Origin of the sequence: Sedimenticola selenatireducens (assembly GCF_963675335.2) — a bacterium.
Classification (GTDB): Bacteria; Pseudomonadota; Gammaproteobacteria; order Chromatiales; family Chromatiaceae; genus Sedimenticola; species Sedimenticola selenatireducens.
In genome coordinates this window covers 1,047,873-1,071,185 of the sequence record NZ_CAXXYC010000004.1, presented here as the reverse complement: position 1 = coordinate 1,071,185, position 23,313 = coordinate 1,047,873, and the positions used below count along the sequence as shown (strand labels likewise).

Below are 23,313 nucleotides of genomic sequence, written 5' to 3'. Positions count from 1 at the left end.
ATGGCTCGCCCTATGCCGGTTCCGTATCTTGGTTCGGCTGGGTGATGGTTGTGCTGGACGCGCAGGTTGGGATTCGGTCTTCGTCCCGGCCTGTGGGCTACGGTGATCCTGTAATCTGCCCGATTCGGTTTTGCATCGCCGCGTAATAGACCACCGGAATCACCACCAGGGTCAGCAGAGTGGAGACCAGCAGGCCGAAGATCAGGGAGACCGCCAGGCCGCTGAAGATCGGATCATCCAGGATGAAGAAGGCTCCGGCCATCGCCGCCAGCGCGGTGAGGATGATCGGCTTGGCCCGCACCACAGCCGACAACACCACCGCCTCCGCCAGCGCCATGCCTTCCCGCACCTGCTGATTGATGAAGTCCACCAGCAGAATGGAATTACGCACGATAATACCGGCCAGGGCGATCATGCCGATCATCGAGGTGGCGGTGAACTGGCGATCCAGCAGGGCGTGGCCCGGCAGGATGCCGATCAGGGTCAGCGGGATCGGCGCCATGATCACCAGCGGCACCAGGTAGGAGCGGAACTGGGCCACCACCAGCAGATAGATCAGCAGCAAACCCACCGAGTAGGCGATACCCATGTCGCGGAAGGTCTCATAGGTGACCTGCCACTCGCCGTCCCACTTCAGGCTGTACTCGTAGGGGTTCTCCGGCTGGCTCAGGAACCACTGCTCAAGCCCGTCGGCCGCTTTCAATCGGTCCGAAATGGCGAACAGTCCATACAGCGGGCTGTCGGCGGCCCCGGCCATATCGCCGGTCACATAGACCACCGGCAGCAGATCCTTGTGGTAGATGGCGTGGGCGCGCTGGCTTTGCAGTGGCGTGACGATTTCCGATAGGGGGATCCAGTGGTCTCCGGCACCGCGCAGGGGCAGCGTCAATAACTGGGTCAGGTCGGTCTTGTCGCCCGGATGGTATTCAACCCGGATCGGCACGGCATATTTGAGGTTTTCCCCGTGCAGATAGCTGACATCCTCACCGGTCAGCAGCATGCCCAGGGTACGCGTGATCTCTGACTGGGCAATGCCGAGTCGCGCCGCCTTGGCGCGGTCCACCTGCAGGATGATTTTTTCCGAGGGAAACTCCACCGAGTCGTCCACATCGATGATATCCGGCGTGGTTTCGAACAGACCGCGCAGCGCCTTTGCTTGCTGGATCTGCCCGGTATAGTCGATGCCGTAGACCTCGGCCACCAACGGGGACTGAACCGGCGGTCCGGGCGGCAGTTCAACGATCTTGGCATTGCCGTCAAAGCGGCGGGCGATCTCCTGCAGCGGTGCGCGCACCGCCAGGGCTACCTCATGGCTTTTGCGTTCACGCTGTTTCTTATCCACCAGGTTGACCTGGATGTCCCCCAGGTGGGCGCCTTTGCGCAGGTAGTATTGCCTGACCAGTCCGTTAAAGCTGATCGGTGCGGAGGTGCCGGCGTAGACCTGATAGTCGGTCACTTCCGGGACGCCGCCGAGGTAGCGGCCCATGTTGTCCAGCACCTGGGCGGTTTTTTCCAGACTGGTGCCTTCCGGCATGTCGAGCATCACCTGGAACTCCGATTTGTTATCAAACGGCAGCATTTTCAGCACCACTGACTGATTCACCACCAGGGCCAGGGAGCCGGCGATCAGGATCAATACGGATAACAGCAGCAGCCAGCGCATGGCCCGCCCCCGTCCTCCGGCGAGGAACGGTGGCATGACACGCTGGAAGATCCGCCGCATTAGCGGGTTGGCGGAACCCGCGTCCGTCTGTGCGTGGTCCTGCCCGGCCATGTGGCCCAGCGCCTTGCGGGTCAGCCAGGGGGTGAAGATGAAGGCTACTGCCAGGGAGATCAGCATGCCCAGGCTGGCGTTGATCGGGATCGGACTCATGTAGGGTCCCATCAGCCCGGTGACAAAGGCCATCGGCAGTAGCGCCGCGATTACCGTGAATGTGGCCAGGATGGTGGGTCCGCCCACCTCGTCCACGGCGGCCGGTATCGCCTGCAGCAGATTGCGGCTGCCCATCGCCAGGTGGCGATGAATGTTTTCCACCACCACGATGGCATCGTCCACCAGGATGCCGATGGAGAAGATCAGGGCAAACAGGGAGACCCGGTTGAGGGTGAAGCCCCAGGCCCAGGAGGCGAACAGGGTGATGGCCAGGGTCACCACCACCGCCGCGCCGACAATCAATGCTTCACGCCAACCCAGGGCCAACAGTACCAGCAGCACCACCGAGGCGGTGGCGAAGATCAGCTTGCTGATCAGTTGCTTGGCCTTGGTGTCGGCGGTCTCGCCGTAATTGCGTGTGACGGTGGCCTTCACGTCGCTGGGGATGAAGGTGCCCTTCAGCTGATCAAAGCGCTGGATCACCGCGTTGCTGATATCCACCGCGTTGGTGCCGGGTTTCTTGGCGACGGCGATGGTGACCGCCGGGGTGGTGCCATCCAGCAGCATTTTGTCGGCCGCGCCGGCACCGGCGCCCAGCCAGACATACTGTTCGGGTTGGTCCGGACCCTGGCTGATCTCGGCCACGTCGCGCAGAAACACCGGTCTGCCGGCATGGCTGGCCACCACCAGATCACCGATCTCTGCACTGTTGGTGAGGAAGCTGCCGGCCTGCACCAGGACCTCCCGGTTGTCGCGGGTGATGGTCAGGTCATCTCGCACGCTGTTGCCCGACTGCAGGCTTTGTCGCAGCTGGTTGAGGTCGATCCGGTAACCGGCCAGGGCTTCCGGGTCGAGGCGGACGCTGACTACCCGGGTCGGCGTGCCGATGGTGTAGATATCCCGGGTGCCCGGCACCCGCTTCAGTTCCGACTCAATGGCGTGCGCCACCTGTCCCAACTCATAAGCACCGGTGGCGGGGTTATCCGAGCGCAGGGTCAGGGTGACGATGGGCACATCGTCGATCCCCTTCGGTTTAATGATCGGCTGTCCGACTTCCAGGTTCGGCGGTAGCCAGTCCTGGTTGGAGAAGATCTTGTTGTAGAGCCGCACAATGGCGTCGGTGCGCTCCACGCCCACCTGGTATTGCACGGTGACTATCGCCATGCCCGGTCGGGAGATGGAGTAGATATGCTTGATCTCATCGATCTCCGAGAGTACCTGTTCGGCCGGTGTGGCCACCAGGTTTTCGGTCTCGGTTGCGCTGGCGCCGGGGAACGGGATAAAGACATCGGCGAAGGTCACGTTGATCTGTGGCTCCTCCTCGCGCGGCGTCACCAGGATGGCGAACAGACCCAGCAGCAGTCCCACCAGGGCCAGTAACGGAGTGATTTCGGTGGAGAGGAAGCGCTCGGCAATGCGACCCGAGATGCCGAGCCTACTCATCTGCCGATCCCTTGGATTGCAGTTTCAACCGACTGCCCGCTTCAACGGGGTCCAGGGCGACGCGCTCTCCGTCCTCCAGTCCCGCGAGTACCGCGATCAGGTTGCCGTTGCGCTTGTGGCCGGTCTGAATATGGCGCAGCGAGAGTGTGTTGTCCTTGTCGATGACATAGACCGCCGTGACTTCACTGCGGTAGACCACACTGGCGGCAGGGATCAGCAACTCCTGCGTTTTGCCGATCTCAAAACGGGTTTTCACCAGCATGCCGGGAAACAGTCCCGCTATCTCGGTCGGGAGCTGCAGGCGAACCTTGAAGGTGCCGCTGGCCGGATCGGCAAATGGAAAAATGGTCACCGCAGTGGCCGCCACGCTGCTGGCGTCGGGCAGCAGCACCTGGGCGCTGGCCTGTTGTCGAATGGCCGGGATAAGGCTCTGGGGTACGTCAACGGAGACGCGCAACTGGTCCAGTGAAATGCCGCTGATCAGTTGCTGGCCCGGTGAGGCGGTCTCGCCGGTCTCGATCAGCCGCTCGGTGACGATGCCGGCGTATGGGGCCCGGATACGGGTATATTCGAGTTGCTCTTTGGCCTGGTTCAGGGCCGCGCTGGCGGCTTCCTGCCGGGCCTTGGATGCCTTCAGGGAGGCGGTTGCCTTGTCCATGGCGGATTGGGCCACCAGCTTGCGCTGGAAGATCTCTTTCGTGCGTTCGTAATCACGGCTTGCCTCCTGCCATACCGCGTTGGCCGCCTGTAACTCCGCCTCGGCCTGGTCCAGTCGTGCACGCTGCTCGGTATCCTTGAGCCGGATGATCACCGCCCCCTGCTCAACGAAGTCATCCACATCCACCAGGATCTCCATCACTTGTCCACTGGTTTGTGACGAGATGGTGGATTGGTTGATCGCCTCAACGACGCCGTCCAGCCGGTATTCGCGCGGGATGGTGGTCAGTCTTGCGCTATCGGTAGGCAGGGTTTCCGCAGCCGCTGCCGGGGTAAATGGGGGGGCGAGAAGCAGTAACAGGCAGAATGTCAGGCGTCGCATTCGGTCTCCTTCATATAGACGGTGCTTCATAGGCTGAATAGCCGCCTCTATAGAATCTGGCTAATTTTTGAGTTTTTTTAGCTCATGTCCCAGTTGGTCTATGTGCTGATTCGGCTTGGAGGTTTGTCGCTTCTTCCCAAAGCTGCGGTACATAACCGGGGCAGTGCCTTTTTATCAGATTTTTCGTGTTGCTCCTGTCTGCTTTTATCCTACCGCGACTGACTGCTTCGGGATAGGGATTCGTCAGGTTGATTTATACCCATTCGCACTCTGCGACATGACCCTGGCATGGGTAATCAATATTCGTACCTTCTGCGCGACCGGGGTAGTATACTCGGCCGGGGAATTAAACAATGGAGATGCTCGATGGAACTCTTTGCTGTAGCGGTACTGGTGCTGGCGATCGTCATTGTTGTACTCGGTGCCAAGCGGGTTCCGCAGGGTATGGAGTACACGGTGGAGCGTTTTGGTCGCTACACCAAGACACTGCGCCCCGGCCTGAATCTGATTATCCCGCTGGTGGATAGTGTCGGGGCCAAACTGAACATGATGGAGCAGGTGCTGGATGTCCCTTCACAGGAAGTGATCACCAAGGACAACGCCATGGTGACCGTGGATGGAGTGGTCTTCTTCCAGATCCTGGATGCGGCCAAGGCGGCCTATGAGGTGAGTCAGCTCACCCACGCGATTCTCAATCTCACCATGACCAATGTCCGTACCGTGATGGGTTCGATGGATCTGGACGAGCTGCTCTCCATGCGTGACCAGATCAACGCCAAACTGCTGGCAGTGGTGGATGACGCCACTACGCCCTGGGGTATCAAGGTGACGCGTATCGAGATCAAGGATATCTCGCCCCCACGGGACCTGGTGGATGCCATGGCACGCCAGATGAAGGCCGAGCGGGAGAAGCGGGCGCAGATCCTTGAAGCAGAAGGTCATCGTCAGGCTGCGATTCTCAAGGCCGAAGGTGAAAAGCAGGCGGCCATTCTTGAGGCGGAAGGTGAGCGGGAGGCCGCCTTCAGGGAGGCGGAGGCGCGAGAGCGTCTGGCCGAGGCCGAGGCCAAGGCGACCATGATGGTCTCGCAGGCCATTGCCAAGGGAGACGTTAGCGCCATCAACTACTTTGTCGCCCAGAAATACACCGAGGCGCTGAAGGATATCGCCTCCGCTCCCAATCAGAAGGTGATCATGATGCCGCTGGAGGCTTCCAACCTGATCGGGTCGGTGGCCGGTATTGCGGAGATCGCCCGGGAAGCGGCCGGCAGATCGGGCCGGAGTGAACCGTGATGGAGCTGTTTGAATCCGCCACCTATTGGCAATGGTGGGTGCTGGCGGTCATTCTGATTGTGCTGGAAGTGTTCTCGCCCGGCGCGTTTTTTCTCTGGATGGCCATCTCCGCCGGCATCGTCGGGCTGGTCATGCTGCTGATGCCGGAGCTTGGTTGGGAGATCCAGATACTGGTTTTTGCCCTGTTCAGCGTCATCAGTATCGTGGCCTGGCGGCTCTATCTGCTGAAGCATCCAACTGAAAGCGATCAGCCGCGACTCAACCGTCGGGGAGAGCAGTATATTGATCGGATATTTACCCTCAGCGAACCGGTGGTGAATGGTCAGGGCAAGATCAAGGTCGATGACAGCATCTGGAAGATCCGGGGTGACGACTGCCCGGCAGGGTCGCGGGTGAAGGTGGTAGGTGTGGATGGCGTGGTGCTGCTGGTGATGGTGTTACAGGATTCTTAGGGGGCCTCTGGTCCAGTCGTGAACTTGTATCTTGCGCCTTGAATCTGATCATTCCGGCTCACAATTTACTTCGTCCAGGCTTAACCAGAGGCTCCTTAGTGGAATCAACTGGATTTCATGTGCTAGCCTTAGGCTGTTTTTTCTCCCGGTATCATAATAACCAATAAGTGATGGCTACTCCGAACTATCGACTCGTATTCAGTGGCAAGCTGCTCAAGGGGTTCAAACACCCTGAGGTGCAGCATGCGTTGGCTCAGTTGCTCAAAATCCCCCTGGATCAGGCGGGGCACCTGATCCAGGGGGATCGCTTCAGGATCAATAAGGCATTGGAAAAGTCCAAGGCCGAGCGTCTGTTGGAGAAGATCAGGGCGCGCGGCGCCGAGTGTTCAATCGAGCCGGTAGGGCCGTCCGCACGCCCTGTCGATCGCATCCCCGAAAAGGTGGATGCAGTGGCGTCTTCGCCAACAGATGAACAATCGCCGCCTCTCGATGAGCCGCTGTCACTGGATTTGCCTGAATTGACCCCGGAAGATGACCGGACTCGACCGATGGAAATAGTCCAGCCCGAGGTGGCGGACGAGGATATAGTGTTAGAGGCTGCGGCTACTGAGCGCGCCGCCTACCAGCCGGATGATGATTCGGAAAATGTCGGTACCTTTTTTGAGCGAAGCACGGTTGCCGAGACCAGGGATGATGCAGCCCGGGAAAAACGGAAACGTCTGATTTGGCTCGCCGGTGGACTGGTTGCGGTGGTCGTGGTGGCTGTTGGTCTGCTGTTGCCAATGCTGTTGGAGGAGCCCCCGGCACCGGTCGTTGCTACAACTCCCGCCATTCCGGTCAATCCCCAGCGCGCGGCGACCAATCGCCGGCTGGAGCAGCTCAACCGCTCCATCAAGGTATGGATGATTCAGTATGGCTCGGGATTCAATCCCGCCCAGGTGACATTGGAGCGGTTACAGCAGGATTTGAACATCGGTGAGCAAGAGATGCTGGATGGCTGGGGAACCGCATTGCGATTTGAGCCAGAGGCAGAGAAGTATCGGGTAATATCGGCGGGTCCGGATAAAAGCTTCGGGACACCGGATGACCTGAAACGGGAGACTGCGATCAAATAGGCCCCGTTCAGGCCGTGTGTGGGCATTTTTTCGGTCTGGAGGCTACCCGGTAGGAATGTCTTCGGCCGCCAATGAATGCTCAGCGTGTGCCGAATACCACGATAGTCTTGCCTTTGACATAAACCAGGCCCTGCTCTTCCAGGTTCTTCAGCACGCGCCCGGCCATCTCCCGTGAACAGCCCACAATCCGACCGATCTCCTGGCGGGTGATGCGGATCTGCATGCCATCGGGGTGGGTCATGGCGTCCGGTTGTTTGCACAGCTCCAGCAGGGTGCCGGCAACCCGACCGGTGACATCCAGAAATGCCAGATGTCCAACCTTTCGGCTGGTGTGGATCAGGCGCTGGGTCAGCTGGCCGCCCAGTGCATAGAGTATATCCTTGGCATGTTCGCGGAGTTCGCCGTCAAACAGCTGCTCCAGTCGGGCGTAGCTGATCTCTGCCAGCATGCAGTCGGAGCGGGTGCGTACCAGGACGCTGCGATTGGACTGGGAGAGAAACAGTCCCATCTCGCCGATAAAATCACCCTTATTGAGGTAGGTTAGGATGATCTCCTTGCCATCTTCATCCTCAATCAGGATGGTGACGGAACCATCCACGATGTAGTAGAGAATATCAGCCCGATCGCCGGGATGGATAATATCCGTTTTGGCTGGATAGCGGCGTCTGTGGCAGAACGACAGAAAGGGCTTCAGAAAAGCAGGTTCCTGTTCTGGTGGCTTGATAATGCTCATGTGCGACCTTCTGTTAAGGACTGGGAATGAAACGTTCCACCTAGGATTCTAGGTTAGCTCCTCCTGATTGTCGATCTATGCTAGTCTGCAAACCTTTATTAAACTGCGAGTATGTGATGAAAGCACGGGTAAAATGGGTCGAACAGACCCTTATGGTGGGTGAGTCGGGCAGCGGGCATGCCGTGGTGATGGATGGTCCCCCTGATTTTGGCGGGCGTAACCTGGGCGTTCGGCCGATGGAGATGTTGCTGCTGGGTTTGGGCGGCTGTACCCAGTTCGACGTGGTGCATATTCTGCGCAAGGGACGCAACCAGGTGACACTTTGCGAAGTGGATCTGGAGGCCGAGCGCGCCGAAACTGATCCGAAGGTATTCACCAAAATCCACGTCCACTTCCGGCTTGCGGGACCCGGTCTGACCGAAAAGGCCGTGGAGCGGGCGGTGAAGCTGAGTGCCGAGAAGTACTGCTCGGCGTCAATCATGCTAGGGCAGGTAGTGGACATTAGCCACGATTTTGAGCTGCTGGCGGAATAACGCCCGCCGATCCGTCTGACGGCTTCGGCCGCGAAAATCCCCCCCGACCTTGCTGTTGCAAGGAATTGTAGGAGCAGCGCGTAGGTTGGGGTGAGTGAGGCGAACCCCAATAGACGATGGTTGTAGTCAACGCCACATGTTGGGATTCGCGGGCTCATGCCAACCTACGGGTTTACGGTGTTTCTCTAATCTGCGTGATCCGTGACTTTAGAGCCTGTCCCGGTCGGGTAGGTGAGGCACCCCAGGTGACTTACGAGAGCCGGTTCTTGAACTCCTGATAACCGAAGGTACGGATCATGCGCAGCTCGTTGTCGGACGTCCAGATGGCCAGTGATGGCAGGTTGACGCCATTGAAGGTGGTGTTTTTGACAAAGGTGTAGTGGATCATGTCTTCCAGTACGATCTTGTCCCCCACCTGCAGTGGTCGCTCGAAGGCGTAATCCCCGATCACATCTCCCGCCAGGCAGGTATTGCCCCCAAGCCGATAGGTGTAAGGGGTCGTGCCAGGCTCACCGGCGCCACGGATTTTTGGGCGGTAGGGCATCTCCAGCACGTCCGGCATGTGGGCGGCGGCCGAGGTGTCGAGGATGGCGATATCCATGTTGTTGCGCACGATATCCAGCACCGAGGCCACCAGTGGTCCGGTCTGCCAGCCTACGGCGCCACCCGGTTCCAGATAGACTTCGACACTATAGCGTTCACGGAAATCGCGCACCAGACGGATCAGTAGGTCCACGTTGTAACCTTGTCGGGTCATCAGGTGTCCACCGCCAAAGTTGATCCACTTCATCTGGGGAATCCACTCGCCAAAGCGCTCCTCGAAGGCGGCCAGGGTCCGTTCCAGACTTTCCGCACCGCACTCGCAGAGGGCGTGAAAATGCAGCCCCTCGATGCCTTCCAGCGCCTCGGGGTGGAACTCTTCCGCAGTGACGCCCAACCGCGAAGTGCTGCCGCAGGGGTTGTACATGTCCACTTCCACTTCCGCCACCTGGGGATTGACCCGGATGGCGCAGGAGACTCCGGCAGCCAGCGCCTGCGGCCCAAAGCGGCGCCACTGGCTGAACGAATTGAAGGTGAGATGGTGGGCCAGTTTGAGGATTTCCGGGAACTCGGCCTCGGTATAGGCCGGTGCGTAGACATGCACTTCCTTGCCAAACTCCTCGGCGGCGAGCCGGGCCTCGTTCAGCGAGCTGGCGGTGCAGCCGTGCAGTACTTCCCGGATGATCGGGAAGGTGCTCCACATGGCGTAGCCTTTCAGGGCCAGAATGATTTTGCCGCCGGACTCGTGCTGTACCCGGTCCATCAGGGCCAGGTTGGCGCGCAGCCGCTCCTCCTCCAGCACGTAGCAGGGGGTGGGGATTCGGGAGATATCGAGGGTCATGGTGTGGCCGTTATCCTTACTCGGGAAGGGCGTCGACATCGATGTCGGTTGCGATATCGGTCCACGGCAGGCCATGCTGGTTGAGCGCCGCCATGAAGGGATCGGGATCGAACTCCTCCATGTTCCAGACGCCGGGCCTCATCCATTTTCCGGTCAGCATCATCATGGCGCCGATCATCGCCGGTACGCCGGTGGTGTAGGAGACACCCTGGGCGTTGGTCTCTCGGTAACACTCCTGATGATCGCAAATGTTGTAGACATAGCGCGACACCGGTTGGCCATCCTTGCTGCCCTTGACGATACAGCCGATATTGGTCTTACCGACCGTGCGTGGACCGAGGGAGGCCGGGTCCGGCAGCAGTGCCTTGAGGAACTGGATGGGGACGATCTCGCGGCCCTCGAACAGGATCGGCTCGATCGAATCCAGGCCGATATTGCGAAACACTTCCAGATGTTTCAGATAGGCATCGCCAAAGGTCATCCAGAAGCGCATGCGCTTGACGCCCTTGATGTTCCTGGAGAGCGATTCCATCTCCTCGTGATACAGCAGATACATTTTTTTCGGGCCGACCTGCTCAAAATCGAAGGTGTGATGAATCTCCATCGGCTGGGTTTCGACCCAGACGCCATTCTCGTAATAGCGGCCGTTGGCGGTTACTTCGCGGATGTTGATCTCGGGATTGAAATTGGTGGCAAAGGCGTAGCCGTGATCACCGCCATTACAGTCGAGGATGTCCACTGTGTCGATCTGGTCGAAGTGGTGTTTCTGCATATGGGCGCAGAAAACGTTAGTGACGCCGGGATCAAAGCCGGAGCCGAGCAGTGCCATCAGGCCCGCCTGCTCAAAGCGCTCGCGGTAGGCCCACTGCCACTTGTATTCGAACTTGGCCTCGTCCAGGGGCTCGTAATTGGCCGTATCCAGGTAGTGCACGCCGGTCTCCAGGCAGGCATCCATGATGGTCAGGTCCTGGTAAGGCAGCGCCACATTGATCACCATAACCGGGTTGATCTGTTTAATCAGGGCGACCAGTTCAGGCACCTTGTCGGCGTCCACCTGGGCAGTTTTGATGGTTCTGCCGGTCTTCTCGGTCACTTCAGCGGCAATCTGGTCACACTTGGATCGGGTTCGGCTGGCGAGGTGAATCTCGCTGAACACCTCTGGCACCTGGGCGCATTTATGGGCCACAACCCGGCCCACACCGCCGGCTCCAATAATCAGTACAGTACTCATTGTATTTGTTTTCCTTGAGTCAGAGGGAGAAAACCAAACGCGGAGCGTCTTTTGTCACAGTTTAGTGTTCCAGTATGACATTGCATATCGATCCTGCACGATCGCGCAAAATTGGCTCGCGGGGGCTTTGTTTCCGGGCGCCAAAAAAGAGCGCAATAATAGCAGTTGGATGGGGTTCAGTCATCAGGCTGCCCCGGGAAACCAGCTGTGCCCCCTGACCTATTGAGTGTCATTCAGGCTGTTGTTGATCAGCTCAACCGGATGCACGGTCTTGACCGGATAGCCTGTCTTACGGATTTCGCGGGTAAACTGTAAGGCACAGCCGCTGTTGCTGGTGGCCAGATACTGTAGCTCCTGCACCGGGACCTGCTGGATTGCCCGCGCGCCCAGTGCGTCTGCCATATCTGGTTGTTCCAACAGGTAACTGCCCGCGGCCCCGCAGCATTCAATCCGGTCAAGTCGAATCAACCGGATGCCTGGAATCCGCAGTAACAGCTTTTCCGGCTCATCCGCCAGTTTTAACTGGTGTTTCAGGGTACAGGGTGAATGCAAGCCCACGGCGCAATCCATGGGACTAAGTACACTATCCTCTGGCCAACAGCAGTGGTTAAGAAATTGACTGACTTCATAGACCGGTGTGGTAAACGGCTGTTTGATTAACTGCGTACCGCAGCCGCTGGCCAGATAGACAATGGCATCCAGGCCTTTTTCTCCAAACGCTTGCTGATTGTTTATTGCCATGGCTGCGGCCGTCACTGGATCGCCCGAGTGCTGGTGCATTGCGCCGCAACAGCCCTGGTCGTCCGGTATGATCACTTCATATCCAAGGCGGGTCAGTACGGCAACGGCCGCATCGAGTGCCTGACGGTCACTGATCCTCCCGGCGCACCCGGTAAACAGCCCGACTCGCCCTTGTTTGGGAGTTACTGGAGAGTAATGCTGGTTCCATCTGCCGGCGCTGGCCTGGTCCGGCAGCAGATTGTCCAGGCGTCGGAAGCGGCTGCCTCCCAAGGTGCGCAGCAATGGGCGAATGCCCGAATGGCGGTAGAGCCATAATCCGATACGGCCCCAGCCACGATAGGGGAGGCGGGTAATGAGGTGGTGCGTCAGCCGCTGTCGCCGGCTTTTGTCCTGGGTAATGCGAAAGCCGTCGATCAACTGGCCATAATTAACCGCTGAAGGGCAGACCGCCTGGCAGGCGAGGCAACCGAGGCAGCGATCCAGATGCCGGCTGGCCTGTTTACTGTCCAGCGCGCCGCTGGCGATTCCCTGGATCAACGATATGCGGCCCCGGGGTGAGTCTCCTTCATCCCGCATCAGGCTATAGGTGGGGCAGTGGGGCAGGCAGATGCCGCACTTGACGCAGCGATCGGCCTCCTTCAGCAGTGGTTCGTTGTGGTTCACAGGGTTTGCATGGCTCGTTTCACCTTTAAAACCAGTTGTAAGGTGAAATGGCATATTGGGTTTGTGTGGCCGTCGATAGTTGCAGAGTGTCGTGGCAGGGGGTGGTGATGTCAATTTATAAACGAAATGGAGAGTAAATAAAGTCTTGACATAAAAATAATAATATTAGAAGATATTAACACTTTAAATGCAGTTGCATTTTTTAGTACTCCATCCATCCTCCTTTGGTGGTTTATATTATTAAAGGCGTAGCTTCCCCTGCTACGCCTCTTTTTTTGGATAAAATAGTTGAACTGGGCCTTGCCAGCGTGCGCGTGGTCCGGTAATATTCGCGCTCTTTTTTGAAGCGCTAGTATTGTTACTCCGCTGGAGCAAGTCAGATGACGACCGTAAGTGCAAAACCCGCAGAAGTGCGCCGCGACTGGTTCGTGGTCGACGCCACAGACAAGACCCTTGGCCGTCTCTCAACCGAGATAGCACGCCGTTTGCGCGGGAAGCATAAACCCGAATATACGCCGCACGTGGATACCGGTGACTATATTGTTGTAGTCAATGCCGAAAAGGTTCGCGTCACCGGTAACAAGTTGAAAGACAAGATGTATCACCATCACACCGGTTACATTGGTAACCTGAAATCCATTAACTTGGAAAAGCTGCTGGACAAAGCGCCGGAGCGTGTGATTGAGACTGCAGTCAAGGGCATGCTGCCCAAGAATCCACTGGGTCGTGCGATGTTCAAAAAGCTCAAGGTCTTTGCCGGCCCCGAGCATGCGCATCAGGCACAGCAGCCCCAGGCGCTGGATATCTGAAATCCACATAACGGAACAGAAACATGGCTCAAACCCAGAATTATGCAACCGGACGTCGTAAAAGCTCTGCTGCACGCGTCTTCCTGAGTGCCGGCAGCGGCAATATCGTCGTCAATGGCCGTCCGCTGGACGAGTACTTCGGTCGTGAAACCGCCCGCATGGTGGTTCGTCAACCGCTGGAAGTGGCTGATCTGCTGAAAAACGTCGATATCATGGTTACGGTCAAGGGTGGTGGTACCACCGGTCAGGCCGGCGCCATCCGTCACGGCATTGCCCGCGCCCTCTCCGACTACGACGAAGCGCTGCACAGCCCGATGCGTCGTGCCGGCTTCCTGACCCGCGATGCCCGTGAGGTTGAACGTAAGAAGGTCGGTCTGCACAAGGCGCGCAAGCGTCCGCAGTACTCCAAGCGTTAATATGCCCGCGGAGCCGCCTGTCGGGTGGCTCCAGGCATTTGGGGATTCGTCTAACGGCAGGACTACGGACTCTGACTCCGTCAGTGGAGGTTCGAATCCTCCATCCCCAGCCAACTTGAAACAACCCGCTCCGGCGGGTTTTTTCGTGGGTAGTGAGAAAGAGCACTGGATGGAGTCGTGTTCTGGTTAGGAAATGTGCAGGCCATCCCTGGCGAGACTGGGAATTTCTGAATCGAGACCGGCCCGGGCATTCCTGCCCGGTCGTTCAGCCGGCTGCGATCATCCGCTGGATGATCGGTCCGGCTTCACCCACCGAGGTTCGGCGCGTAGCGCCACGAGGAGCGCAGCGACGACCCCGAAGGGTGAGGCTGCAGGCCGAATAATCCTCCATCCCCAGCCAACTTGAAACAACCCGCTCCGGAGGGTTTTTTCGTGGGTAGTGAGAAAGAGCACTGGATGGAGTCGTGTTCTGGTTAGGAAATGTGCAGGCCATCCCTGGCGAGACTGGGAATTTCTGAATCGAGACCGGCCCGGGCATTCCTGCCCGGTCGTTCAGCCGGCTGCGATCATCCGCTGGATGATCGGTCCGGCTTCACCCACCGAGGTTCGGCGCGTAGCGCCACGAGGAGCGCAGCGACGAGCCCGAAGGGTGAGGCCGCAGGCCGAATAATCCTCCATCCCCAGCCCGGGGCTCTCCGGTCAACTCGTGGCCTGTTGTCCACAGGCTGAAATATCCCGACTCTGCGTGGCCTACAGGGATGTAGGTCAGGGGCGATAGCAGGAGCGGTAGCTTTAAAGATCTTGCCAATAGCTCTGCTATTGCCTTCAATCTTCGCCTTGATTCGGAATATTTCATCTCACCGGCCAATGCAGCCCAGAGTCAACCGAAGAACCCCTGAAACAACCCGCTCCGGCGGTTTTTTTCAGGGGTAGTGATAAAGAGCACTGGATGGAGTCGCGGTCTGGTGGGTGGAGTGTTCAAGCCATCCCTGGCTTGTGATTGGATTGCCAGGCTTAGGTATGGCGGGTGGTTGGTTTTCTAGCCAATATGTCAGGCATTAAACAATTATGAGACATGTTGTTGCCTGATTGCGTAATGTAGTGCGGGTTATCTGAATGTAAGGTGAGATGCTGGTGCTAGCTCAACTGAAAGTAATTTATTTCGATATTTTTATAAGGCATTGTAAGACTGTATTTTTCTGTTTCCCACAAACTGCGTGGCATTAACTTGTGTTGGTATTTTACAACAAAATAAAAAACTGTGGTTTTTTTATAAAAAAGTGTTGCAAACCCGAGGGTGGAGTACTAGTATCTTCCCTGCACAGCATTTTTCGTAAATTTACTTTTAGCGGGAATCTATAAAATGAAAAAACTTCTTACTATCGCCATCGCCGCAGCTGTTGCTGCTCCCATGGCTGTTAGCGCCGAAACCACCCTGTACGGACGGGTTGACACCGCCCTGATCAGCACCGACAACGACACCGCCGGTGGTGATACCTGGGACGTTTCCACCAACTCCAGCCGTATCGGCCTGAAGGGTTCCGAGGACCTGGGCAATGGTCTGAAGGCTATCTTCCAGTATGAGTTTGGTGCCAACACCTCTGAGGGTGGTGGTTACGGTGATGCCCTGAACAATCGTCTGGGTTATGTTGGCCTGTCCGGTGGTTTCGGTACCGTGGCAATTGGTCGTCAGTGGACTCCTTATTACGGTTCGGTGGACAAGACCGATATCATGAACCTGAATCCCAGCGCCGGTGCTCTCGACGGCGACAGCGTTGATGCGAATGCCAACGGTCACTACCTGGGCCCGACCCGTACCGGTAATGCAGTGGCTTACGTTTCACCTGACTTCAATGGCTTCAGCGGCAAGCTGGCGCTGATTATGGCCGATGAGCGTGGAGTCAATACCAGTGACGGTCTTGATGCATTCAACCTCAGCCTGGACTACAACAACGGTCCGCTGAGCGTCGGCTTCTCCTACCTGGACTTTGATAGCGCCACCGGTGGAGCTGATCGTTGGGGTCTGGCTGGCAAGTACAACTTCGGTAACTTCGCTCTGATCGGTCAGTACGAAGATATGGATGACACCGTTTCCGGTGCCAACGACGGCGCAAGCTCCTTCGGTATCGCAGCCCAGGCATACTTCGGTAACAACACCCTGAGCTTCGAATACGGCGAAAGAGATTTTGACAACAACAGTGCCGATCTTGACAACTGGGGTATCAGTGCTCACCACAGCTTCAGCAAGATGACCCGCGTGTATGTTGATTATCAGCAGCAGGAAACCGCTGCCTCTGTTGACGAAAGCACCTTCGGTGTTGGTATCCGTCACGACTTCTAATCTGATCTGATCAGTTAGAAATAGCACGATAAAAAACGGGGTCTTCGGACCCCGTTTTTTATTGTCTGTAATAAAGCGAGGTCAAAAAGAGTCGTAGTGCTGAAGCCTTGATGAAGTCACGGCTGAATTCGACATTTTCGCGGACATTCGTGGCGGCGTAATCAGGGGGTGGCGCGATTAGGCGCCATACTACGGATTCCCCCGTCCGGTGTTGCCTGTCTGTTGGACTTTCTTGGGACGGGTTTTATTCAGGCTACACAGTTGATAACGAACGGCGTATCTGCGAAAAACAAGCCGCTCAGCATGCGGCGGCCAAGTGGGGCGTGCACGTTGTTTGTGCACACGCCGGTGGGCAAAGATATCAGGGAAGGTGCGTACGGCGTGGCATGAAAGGCATGCCTACACCGCAAGGCTATCGGGGTTGATGATTTATTCAATCACCTTGATTCCTGTCGTGGAACCCAGGATCAACAAATCAGCCGGTCGCAGGGCGAAGATGCCGGTGGTCACCACGCCGGCGATGTTGTTGATCTCCTGCTCCATTTTTACCGGTTCCATGATACGCAGGTTGTGCACATCCAGGATGATATTGCCGTTGTCGGTGATGAAGCCGTCACGCCACACCGGGGTGCCGCCCAGTTTCACCAGTTGTCTGGCGACGTGACTGCGGGCCATGGGGATCACCTCCACCGGCAGCGGGAACTCGCCCAGTACATCGACCAGCTTGCTCTCGTCGGCAATGCAGATGAAGCGTTTGCTGGCGCCCGCGACGATCTTCTCCCGGGTCAACGCACCGCCGCCGCCCTTGATCAGGTGCAGGTGCCGGGTCGATTCGTCGGCGCCGTCGACATAGAGATCCAGTTCGCCGGTGGCGTTGAGGTCAACAACCGGGATGCCAAGCGACTTCATGCGCTCAGTTGAGGCTTCGGAGCTTGAAACCGCGCCATCGATGGTCTGTTTTATGCCGGCCAGCAGGTCGATAAAGTGGTTTACCGTGGAGCCTGTTCCGACCCCGATGATACCGCCTTTGACCTGTTTAATGGCCTCGGCTGCCGCCATGCGTTTCAGTTCATCCTGGTTCATTGCTTTTTCCTCATGCCCGCTTGCCTGGCCATGATAGCGATGGCTCGGCTGTTTGTCACAATATCCGCTCTTTTTACCATGAAGCGACCCATTGGCGCAGAAGGATTTCTGTGCTTATGGATAAGCAAGTTTGATATATTGAGGTCTACATCCGCTGTAAGGTTATTTACCTTCCGTCTATCACCATCCAAGATGACCAGGACAGAGTATGCCCCAGAGTTATATTGAACGAATCCTGCGAGCACAGATATATGACATTGTTCGAGAAACGCCTTTGGACAGGGCGGTTCGACTTTCGGGGCGGCTGAATAACCAGGTTTATCTGAAGCGTGAAGATCTGCAGCCGGTCTTTTCGTTCAAGTTGCGTGGCGCCTATAACCGGATTCGCGGTTTATCCGAAGTGGAAAAAGGCAATGGTGTAATCGCAGCCTCGGCTGGCAATCACGCCCAGGGCGTCGCGCTCTCTGCCCGACATCTCGGTATCAGGGCGCTGATCGTGATGCCCAAAACCACCCCCATAATCAAGGTCCAGGCAGTCAAGGCGCTCGGAGCGAAAATCGTCCTCTGGGGTGACTCTTATGACGAGGCCTGCGATTACGCGCTCAAGCTGGCGGAAGAGAAGGGCATGACTTTTGTCCATCCTTTTGATGATCCGGAAGTGATTGCCGGACAGGGAACGATAGCCATGGAGATGTTGCGGCAGCATGCCGGTGCGCCACATGCCATATTTGTGCCGGTGGGTGGCGGCGGTTTGATCAGTGGTATCGGTGCCTACGTGAAATATGTCTATCCGCAGGTCAAGGTCATTGGGGTGGAGCCGGAGGACGCACCAACCCTGTATACGGCTCTGCAAAAAGGGCGTCGGGTTAATCTCAAGCAGGTCGGCATATTTGCCGATGGGGTGGCGGTGAAGCAGATCGGTAAAGAGACCTTCCGGCTGGCGAAAACGTTGGTTGATGAAGTGATACTGGTCGGCACGGATGAAATTTGTGCCGCAATAAAGGATCTGTTCGATGATACGCGCACCGTGGCGGAGCCCGCAGGAGCGCTGGCGGTTGCAGGACTGAAGAAGTATGTTGCAAGAGACGGGGTGATTGAACAAAGTCTGATTGCCATAGAGAGTGGCGCCAACATCAATTTTGACCGCCTGCGTCATGTGGCGGAACGCGCTGAGTTGGGTGAACAGCGGGAAGCGTTACTGGCGGTAGAAATACCCGAAGAGCCGGGAAGTTTCCTCAAGTTCTGCCGTGCCATTGGCAAGAGAAGTGTTACTGAGTTCAATTACCGTTTTGCCGACTCGGCGCGCGCACATGTGTTTGTGGGCATTGAGCTGGCCGATGGTGTCGTAGAACGGCAGCGGGTGGTGCAACAGCTCGGTGAGCGGGGTTATCGGGTAGTGGACTTGACTGATAATGAGACCGCCAAGCTGCATATCCGCTATATGGTCGGCGGCCACGCCCCGGGTGTCAGCAATGAGGCGCTGTTTCGCTTTGAGTTTCCGGAGCGGCCTGGCGCATTGCTTAATTTTTTGACCGAGATGGGTCAGCGCTGGAATATCTCGCTTTTTCACTATCGCAACCACGGTGCGGCCTATGGCCGGGTGCTGATGGGGGTGCAGATTGAACATGGTGATAAGCGTGATTTCCAGGCTTTTCTCAAGGCCCTCGGTTATGCCTGGGTAGAAGAGACGGACAATCCCGCCTACCGCCTGTTTGCCTGTGGTGGCGAGTGCCCGGATGCCGCTGTGGGTGCTTATCAGAGTTGAAATGGCGCCTGCAGCCATGATCCTGTGACGCAGGCTGGCCGAGTTGCAGGCGCGGCTTCAGCCGCGAAACCCTAAATACTCAGGTCAACCCGGCACATACAAGAAAGGCCCTGTTTCAGGGCCTTTCTTACGGGTTAAAGATCAGGTTTTGGTCGCGGCCTTTTTTCGTGGCCTGACTTTTCTGGGGCGGAGTGCGGCTTTTTTCTTTGTCACCTTTTTCTTGGCGACCTTCTTTTTAGCGGCGGCCTTTTTCTTCGTTACCTTTTTCTTGGCGACTTTCTTTTTAGCGGCGGCCTTTTTCTTCGTTACCTTTTTCTTGGCGACCTTCTTTTTAGCGGCGGCTTTTTTCTTTGTCACCTTTTTCTTGGCGACCTTCTTTTTAGCGGCGGCCTTTTTCTTCGTTACCTTTTTCTTGGCGACCTTCTTTTTAGCGGCGGCCTTTTTCTTCGTTACCTTTTTCTTGGCGACCTTCTTTTTAGCGGCGGCCTTTTTCTTTGTCACCTTTTTCTTTGTCACCTTTTTCTTGGCGACCTTCTTTTTAACGACAGCTTTCTTTTTACTGGCTGTCTTTTTGGGTGCAATAGCCTTCTTGCTCATGGTTTTCTTGGCGACTGCGCTCTTCTTTTTTGCAGCCTTCTTTTTAGCGGCTTTCTTGACGGCCATTACGCTCCCTCCACGATCAGTATGCAAAAGTCAGTTTGAGTATAATAAAGTATTCAAAAAAAGCTAGTAAATCACGGATATTTTGGCATTTTTTACTTGTTATTGGCGGGATTTCCAGTATGGCTGCTATTGTTGGATGAGCAAAGCATGGCCCGTCTGCCTTTTTCCGATGAAACGATCAGACGTCGTGAAACCTCAAGTTGGCTTTGTATATATGGGATCTGTTAGCCGGCACGGTCGATGGATTCGATTTGCCGTGTTGTGTGGAGCTGTTAATGGGTTAGTTGGTAAACCGGAATGACTGATATCCCTGTTCTGTGATTACCCCATGTAGCGGGACATCCCAGGGCTGTCGCGACAGTCTCTCTACACGCTGAAAATCATGCGCAAAACCTATCAGCGCGGGTCGAATCCACTGTTTATGTTGAAGCTGGTAAGCCAGCGTTCGATCATAATAGCCGCCGCCCATACCCATCCTGACACCTTCACTGCTGAATGCGACCAGCGGCATGATGATCAGATCAAGACTCCATGCCGGTATCGGCTTTCTACGTCGAATGTTCGGCTCGGCGATGCCGAATCGATTCGTCTGCAGGCGATCGTTTGGGTGAAACTCTGAAAACCATAGCGCGTTGTTGGTGCCGGGTTTGAGGGCCGGCAAGTAAAGTTTTTTGTTGAGTTTTAGTAATCGTTGAATAAGCGGCTGGGGATCAAGTTCACCGTCTGCGGCCAGATAGAGTGCGATGCGCCTGCTACGGATCAGACGAATATTTATTATAAAGTGGTTGGCTGCCGACAAGCTGTGGTTATGTTGCTCTTGTCTGGAGAGGCTGCGTCTTTTGGCGCGGATGGCGCGGCGAATTTGTTTGTGATTCTGCATGCGGCGCACTGGAATGAAATAAGGCATCCCCCACCTGTGCCGTAGCAAATCATCGTTCTTGAACCGGTAGGTTCAAGTGGGGACGACAAGGAAGCTTAAGGCTTTCCGCTCGAGGCGGACATGCACAATGACATTCCCATTAAGTCCCCGGGGTAATGAATAGGCTCAAGAAAATACCCGATTCGCTTACAAACACTGCAGGGGATACCTGTGAGGACAGGCTAACTCTATTGGGTTTAAAGATCCAGCCGATTTTCCTTACTAAGAGCCGCGTCAATCTTTTGCTGCATATTGCGCAGGCGTGTGTTGATACTGCCATTAACATCATCCTTGTGATTCTGTTTTTCCAGCAGTTCATGCGCGAGATTGAGTGATGCCATTACCGCAATCCTGTCTGTTCCCAACACCTTGCCGCTTGAGCGGATCTCTCGCATTTTCTGGTCCACCAGGCGTGCGGCGGCGATCAGGCTATCCTCCTCACCCTGGTTGCAGGCAACTCGATACTCCTTGTCCAGTATGCGCACGATAACGGGGATGCTGTTTTCGATCACGGTTTATACCCAGGAATTATTTATAGGTTTTGAGGCTTTCAGTTTGGAAGTGTGGCCCTGGCTTGATTGTTTGTCAGCCGGTCTCGATGGCCCGTAACCGGGAGATCATCGCTTCGACCCGGCTACGGGCCAGCTCGGTCTTCTCGATCAACTCTGCTCTTTCCGACATCAGCTCCTGCTGTTTGCCGCGTAGATTACTGTTCTCCTCACTCAGCCGCTCAATTGTGCGGATCAGCTGATCCACTTGTGATTCAAGCCGTTTGAGGTCCAGTTCCGTGGTGGAGTTGAGGTCGTTCGCGTTCATACGGTCCAATATAGAGTGAGCCATCGTGTCGGTCAACGTTATCCGCTGGCATGATACTATTATTAGGGCAATATGGTATTGGATAATGCAGCGCCAGTGACATTGTTCCGGTTTTTCCAGATCCCTTGAGACAGGTTTCCCATGAGTGATAGCAGTTTAGATTATGAACGTGTTGAGCGGCAGATGGCCTCGGCCGACATTGAAAGCAGCGGTGCGGAGGTGCATGGCATTTTATGTGGGCTGATCTGCACCGGTCGTGAGGATGCCCAGGCGCGCTGGTTTGGTGAACTGTTCACGGAAGCGCAGGCGACCGATCTGCTGGTGCGTGAGTGTGCCGAGTCACTCAAGAGACTGCATGATGCGACCCTGGCCGCGGTACAGGGCCCGGGGCTGGGTTTTACGCCGTTTCTGCCGGATGATGAGAAACCGCTCAAGCAGCGTGCCCGGGCGGTAACGGATTGGTGTCAGGGTTTTCTCTATGGTATCGGGGTGGCTGGACTCTCATCCAGTCACCAGTTTTCAGCGGAGACCCAGGATGCACTGGGTTCGCTGACCGAGATCACCCGCATGGACCTGGATCAGCTGAACCCTGGTGAGGAGGATGAGGAGGCGCTGATGGAAGTTACCGAATTCATCTGGGTGGCGGCCATGCTGGTACATTCGGAGATGGTTGCTGATGAGACGGAACGTTCATGACCCGCGCTGAATTCAAGCGGCGGCGCAGCCAGCTGATGCGCATGATGGGGCCGGGCAGTATTGCCATTCTGCCGTCCGCTCCGGTGGCGATACGCAATCGTGATGCCGACTACCCTTATCGACCGGACAGCGATTTTTACTACCTTACCGGATTTCCGGAACCGGAGGCAGTGGCGGTGTTGATCCCCGGGCGCAAGCAGGCGGAGTACGTGCTGTTTTGTCGTGACCGGGATCTGGAGAAGGAGACATGGAACGGCCGGCGCGCCGGACAGGAGGGGGCCTGCGAACTGTATGATGCGGATGACTCTTTTCCGATTGGCGATCTGAATGACATCCTGCCGCGCATGATCGAGCAGAGTGAGCGGGTGTTCTATGCCATGGGCTGTAACCATGAACTGGACAAGCAGCTGTCGGAGTGGATCAGCACTATTCGGAATCAGGGGCGTGCCGGCGTGCATGGCCCGCTTGAGTTTGTCGCGCTGGATCACTATCTGCACGACATGCGCCTGTACAAGAGCCGTTCCGAGATCAAGGCGATGCGTACCGCCGCCAAGATTTCCGCCAAGGCACACAGGCGCGCCATGCAGTTCTGCCGTCCCGGACTGATGGAGTGGCAGGTGGAGGCGGAGCTGGTTCATGAGTGTGCTCGCCAGGGCGGGCGCTTTCAGGCCTATACGCCCATTGTTGGTGGTGGGGCCAACGGCTGTATCCTGCACTATGTGGAGAATTCTGCCGAGTTGCAATCGGGCGACCTGTTGCTGATTGATGCCGGCTGCGAGTATGAGTATTACGCCTCCGATATCACCCGCACCTTTCCGGTGAATGGTCGGTTCTCACCGGAGCAGAAGGCGCTTTATGAGCTGGTGCTCAAATCCCAGGCGGCGGCCATCGAGCAGGTGCGCCCGGGCAACCACTGGAATGATCCCCATGACGCGGTCGTGAAGGTGATCACCAAGGGGCTGGTTGAACTGGGCATACTCAAGGGACGTGTCTCCAGCCTGATTAAAAAAGAGGCCTACAGGCCTTTCTACATGCACCGCGCCGGCCACTGGCTGGGTATGGATGTGCACGATGTGGGGGACTACAAGATCGATGGCAAGTGGCGCCTGCTGGAGCCGGGCATGGTGCTGACGGTGGAGCCGGGCCTGTATATTCCGGCGGGTTCAAAAGGGGTGGCCAAAAAGTGGTGGAATATCGGTATCCGGATCGAGGACGACGTGCTGGTGACCAAGGACGGACATGACATTCTCTCCAAGGATGTGCCCAAGTCGGTGGAGGAGATCGAGGCGCTGATGGCGGGGTGAATCGCCG

At 56.7% G+C, this 23,313-nt stretch carries 21 protein-coding genes, 1 tRNA gene and 1 other RNA gene; 11 read left to right on the top strand and 12 right to left on the bottom strand.

Translation table 11 applies throughout. The features are described from left to right. Positions 1-97: 97 nt before the first annotated feature. Both ACHZBF_RS16200 and ACHZBF_RS16195 read right to left on the bottom strand, forming a co-directional pair. On the bottom strand, positions 98-3,316 hold the full coding sequence (locus ACHZBF_RS16200; protein WP_321528996.1) for an efflux RND transporter permease subunit: 3,219 nt from the start codon (positions 3,314-3,316) through the stop codon (positions 98-100). Next, a complete protein-coding gene (locus ACHZBF_RS16195) occupies positions 3,309-4,355 on the bottom strand; it encodes an efflux RND transporter periplasmic adaptor subunit (protein ID WP_029134617.1) in 1,047 nt (348 codons plus the stop codon). The genes ACHZBF_RS16200 and ACHZBF_RS16195 overlap by 8 nt, the downstream gene beginning before the upstream one ends. 366 nt (positions 4,356-4,721) lie before the next feature. On the opposite strand from ACHZBF_RS16195, the gene ACHZBF_RS16190 reads away from it, so the two are divergent. The 3 genes from ACHZBF_RS16190 (at position 4,722) to ACHZBF_RS16180 (ending at position 7,212) form a co-directional block, all read left to right on the top strand. Continuing rightward, positions 4,722-5,645 carry an SPFH domain-containing protein gene (locus ACHZBF_RS16190; RefSeq protein WP_029134618.1) on the top strand — a complete coding sequence of 308 codons (924 nt, stop codon included), beginning with the start codon at positions 4,722-4,724 and terminating at the stop codon, positions 5,643-5,645. Next, a complete protein-coding gene (locus tag ACHZBF_RS16185; protein WP_321528995.1) occupies positions 5,645-6,097 on the top strand; it encodes an NfeD family protein in 453 nt (150 codons plus the stop codon). Before ACHZBF_RS16190 ends, ACHZBF_RS16185 begins: the two co-directional genes overlap by 1 nt. A gap of 170 nt (positions 6,098-6,267) precedes the next feature. After that, positions 6,268-7,212 (top strand): hypothetical protein, encoded by a 945-nt coding sequence (locus ACHZBF_RS16180; RefSeq protein ID WP_321528994.1) that lies wholly within the window; start codon positions 6,268-6,270, stop codon positions 7,210-7,212. Positions 7,213-7,291: 79 nt separating this feature from the next. Here the strand turns inward: ACHZBF_RS16180 and crp are convergent, their stop codons facing one another. Then, complete coding sequence (crp, locus tag ACHZBF_RS16175) at positions 7,292-7,945, bottom strand: cAMP-activated global transcriptional regulator CRP (RefSeq protein WP_029134621.1); 654 nt, start codon at positions 7,943-7,945, stop codon at positions 7,292-7,294. A gap of 116 nt (positions 7,946-8,061) precedes the next feature. Here crp and ACHZBF_RS16170 point away from each other — a divergent pair, with 116 nt between their 5' ends. Then, positions 8,062-8,478: an OsmC family protein gene (locus ACHZBF_RS16170; RefSeq protein WP_321528993.1), complete on the top strand. Its 417-nt coding sequence runs from the start codon at positions 8,062-8,064 to the stop codon at positions 8,476-8,478. Between the two features lie 250 nt (positions 8,479-8,728). Here ACHZBF_RS16170 and nspC read toward each other — a convergent pair whose 3' ends face one another. From nspC to ACHZBF_RS16155, 3 genes are all read right to left on the bottom strand, one after another. After that, positions 8,729-9,859 carry a carboxynorspermidine decarboxylase gene (gene nspC, locus ACHZBF_RS16165; protein WP_394707585.1) on the bottom strand — a complete coding sequence of 377 codons (1,131 nt, stop codon included), beginning with the start codon at positions 9,857-9,859 and terminating at the stop codon, positions 8,729-8,731. A gap of 16 nt (positions 9,860-9,875) precedes the next feature. Beyond that, entirely contained in the window at positions 9,876-11,090 is a 1,215-nt protein-coding gene (locus ACHZBF_RS16160; RefSeq protein ID WP_321528992.1) for a saccharopine dehydrogenase family protein, read from the bottom strand. Positions 11,091-11,309: 219 nt separating this feature from the next. Further along, entirely contained in the window at positions 11,310-12,494 is a 1,185-nt protein-coding gene (locus ACHZBF_RS16155; protein ID WP_321528991.1) for a (Fe-S)-binding protein, read from the bottom strand. A gap of 380 nt (positions 12,495-12,874) precedes the next feature. Here ACHZBF_RS16155 and rplM point away from each other — a divergent pair, with 380 nt between their 5' ends. The 4 genes from rplM to ACHZBF_RS16135 all read left to right on the top strand — a co-directional run bounded on the left by rplM (position 12,875) and on the right by ACHZBF_RS16135 (position 16,060). Further along, a complete protein-coding gene (gene rplM, locus ACHZBF_RS16150) occupies positions 12,875-13,303 on the top strand; it encodes a 50S ribosomal protein L13 (RefSeq protein ID WP_029134696.1) in 429 nt (142 codons plus the stop codon). Positions 13,304-13,326: 23 nt separating this feature from the next. After that, entirely contained in the window at positions 13,327-13,719 is a 393-nt protein-coding gene (gene rpsI / locus ACHZBF_RS16145) for a 30S ribosomal protein S9 (protein ID WP_029134697.1), read from the top strand. Positions 13,720-13,758: 39 nt separating this feature from the next. Continuing rightward, positions 13,759-13,832: transfer RNA gene (locus ACHZBF_RS16140), tRNA-Gln, on the top strand. 1,250 nt (positions 13,833-15,082) lie between these two features. Then, complete coding sequence (locus ACHZBF_RS16135; RefSeq protein ID WP_051302635.1) at positions 15,083-16,060, top strand: porin; 978 nt, start codon at positions 15,083-15,085, stop codon at positions 16,058-16,060. 429 nt (positions 16,061-16,489) lie between these two features. Here the strand turns inward: ACHZBF_RS16135 and rpiA are convergent, their stop codons facing one another. Further along, on the bottom strand, positions 16,490-17,143 hold the full coding sequence (gene rpiA / locus ACHZBF_RS16130; RefSeq protein WP_273440126.1) for a ribose-5-phosphate isomerase RpiA: 654 nt from the start codon (positions 17,141-17,143) through the stop codon (positions 16,490-16,492). 208 nt (positions 17,144-17,351) lie between these two features. On the opposite strand from rpiA, the gene ilvA reads away from it, so the two are divergent. Next, complete coding sequence (ilvA, locus tag ACHZBF_RS16125) at positions 17,352-18,908, top strand: threonine ammonia-lyase, biosynthetic (protein WP_321528990.1); 1,557 nt, start codon at positions 17,352-17,354, stop codon at positions 18,906-18,908. Positions 18,909-19,049: 141 nt separating this feature from the next. Here ilvA and ACHZBF_RS16120 read toward each other — a convergent pair whose 3' ends face one another. The 5 genes from ACHZBF_RS16120 to ACHZBF_RS16100 form a co-directional block, all read right to left on the bottom strand. Further along, positions 19,050-19,571 carry a hypothetical protein gene (locus tag ACHZBF_RS16120; protein WP_321529409.1) on the bottom strand — a complete coding sequence of 174 codons (522 nt, stop codon included), beginning with the start codon at positions 19,569-19,571 and terminating at the stop codon, positions 19,050-19,052. Between the two features lie 280 nt (positions 19,572-19,851). Next, positions 19,852-20,478 carry a 5-formyltetrahydrofolate cyclo-ligase gene (locus ACHZBF_RS16115; protein ID WP_273440123.1) on the bottom strand — a complete coding sequence of 209 codons (627 nt, stop codon included), beginning with the start codon at positions 20,476-20,478 and terminating at the stop codon, positions 19,852-19,854. Continuing rightward, positions 20,475-20,658, bottom strand: a non-coding RNA gene (gene ssrS, locus ACHZBF_RS16110) — 6S RNA. Before ssrS ends, ACHZBF_RS16115 begins: the two co-directional genes overlap by 4 nt. Before the next feature lie 29 nt (positions 20,659-20,687). Next, positions 20,688-21,002 carry a cell division protein ZapA gene (locus ACHZBF_RS16105; protein WP_273440122.1) on the bottom strand — a complete coding sequence of 105 codons (315 nt, stop codon included), beginning with the start codon at positions 21,000-21,002 and terminating at the stop codon, positions 20,688-20,690. A 73-nt stretch (positions 21,003-21,075) separates the two neighbouring features. Next, positions 21,076-21,306 carry a TIGR02449 family protein gene (locus tag ACHZBF_RS16100; RefSeq protein ID WP_051302637.1) on the bottom strand — a complete coding sequence of 77 codons (231 nt, stop codon included), beginning with the start codon at positions 21,304-21,306 and terminating at the stop codon, positions 21,076-21,078. Positions 21,307-21,447: 141 nt separating this feature from the next. Between ACHZBF_RS16100 and ACHZBF_RS16095 the strand changes: the two genes are divergently transcribed. Both ACHZBF_RS16095 and pepP read left to right on the top strand, forming a co-directional pair. Beyond that, the gene (locus ACHZBF_RS16095) at positions 21,448-22,002 is read left to right on the top strand and encodes a UPF0149 family protein (protein WP_273440120.1); all 555 of its coding nucleotides are present in this window, start codon (positions 21,448-21,450) and stop codon (positions 22,000-22,002) included. After that, positions 21,999-23,306, top strand: coding sequence for a Xaa-Pro aminopeptidase (gene pepP, locus ACHZBF_RS16090; protein WP_029134704.1), 1,308 nt, complete (start codon positions 21,999-22,001; stop codon positions 23,304-23,306). Before ACHZBF_RS16095 ends, pepP begins: the two co-directional genes overlap by 4 nt. The last annotated feature ends 7 nt before the right edge of the window (positions 23,307-23,313 follow it).

Bases quoted from the DNA above. Each gene is read 5' to 3' on its own strand.
- ilvA (WP_321528990.1), top strand. From the start codon at position 17,352: ATGCCCCAGAGTTATATTGAACGAATCCTGCGAGCACAGATATATGAC.
- ACHZBF_RS16160 (WP_321528992.1), bottom strand. From the start codon at position 11,090: ATGAGTACTGTACTGATTATTGGAGCCGGCGGTGTGGGCCGGGTTGTG.
- pepP (WP_029134704.1), top strand. From the start codon at position 21,999: ATGACCCGCGCTGAATTCAAGCGGCGGCGCAGCCAGCTGATGCGCATG.
- ACHZBF_RS16115 (WP_273440123.1), bottom strand. From the start codon at position 20,478: ATGCCTTATTTCATTCCAGTGCGCCGCATGCAGAATCACAAACAAATT.
- rpiA (WP_273440126.1), bottom strand. From the start codon at position 17,143: ATGAACCAGGATGAACTGAAACGCATGGCGGCAGCCGAGGCCATTAAA.
- rpsI (WP_029134697.1), top strand. From the start codon at position 13,327: ATGGCTCAAACCCAGAATTATGCAACCGGACGTCGTAAAAGCTCTGCT.
- ACHZBF_RS16095 (WP_273440120.1), top strand. From the start codon at position 21,448: ATGAGTGATAGCAGTTTAGATTATGAACGTGTTGAGCGGCAGATGGCC.
- ACHZBF_RS16185 (WP_321528995.1), top strand. From the start codon at position 5,645: ATGGAGCTGTTTGAATCCGCCACCTATTGGCAATGGTGGGTGCTGGCG.
- ACHZBF_RS16180 (WP_321528994.1), top strand. From the start codon at position 6,268: ATGGCTACTCCGAACTATCGACTCGTATTCAGTGGCAAGCTGCTCAAG.
- ACHZBF_RS16100 (WP_051302637.1), bottom strand. From the start codon at position 21,306: ATGAACGCGAACGACCTCAACTCCACCACGGAACTGGACCTCAAACGG.
- ACHZBF_RS16170 (WP_321528993.1), top strand. From the start codon at position 8,062: ATGAAAGCACGGGTAAAATGGGTCGAACAGACCCTTATGGTGGGTGAG.
- nspC (WP_394707585.1), bottom strand. From the start codon at position 9,859: ATGACCCTCGATATCTCCCGAATCCCCACCCCCTGCTACGTGCTGGAG.
- ACHZBF_RS16200 (WP_321528996.1), bottom strand. From the start codon at position 3,316: ATGAGTAGGCTCGGCATCTCGGGTCGCATTGCCGAGCGCTTCCTCTCC.
- ACHZBF_RS16190 (WP_029134618.1), top strand. From the start codon at position 4,722: ATGGAACTCTTTGCTGTAGCGGTACTGGTGCTGGCGATCGTCATTGTT.
- crp (WP_029134621.1), bottom strand. From the start codon at position 7,945: ATGAGCATTATCAAGCCACCAGAACAGGAACCTGCTTTTCTGAAGCCC.
- ACHZBF_RS16195 (WP_029134617.1), bottom strand. From the start codon at position 4,355: ATGCGACGCCTGACATTCTGCCTGTTACTGCTTCTCGCCCCCCCATTT.
- ACHZBF_RS16135 (WP_051302635.1), top strand. From the start codon at position 15,083: ATGAAAAAACTTCTTACTATCGCCATCGCCGCAGCTGTTGCTGCTCCC.
- ACHZBF_RS16120 (WP_321529409.1), bottom strand. From the start codon at position 19,571: ATGGCCGTCAAGAAAGCCGCTAAAAAGAAGGCTGCAAAAAAGAAGAGC.
- rplM (WP_029134696.1), top strand. From the start codon at position 12,875: ATGACGACCGTAAGTGCAAAACCCGCAGAAGTGCGCCGCGACTGGTTC.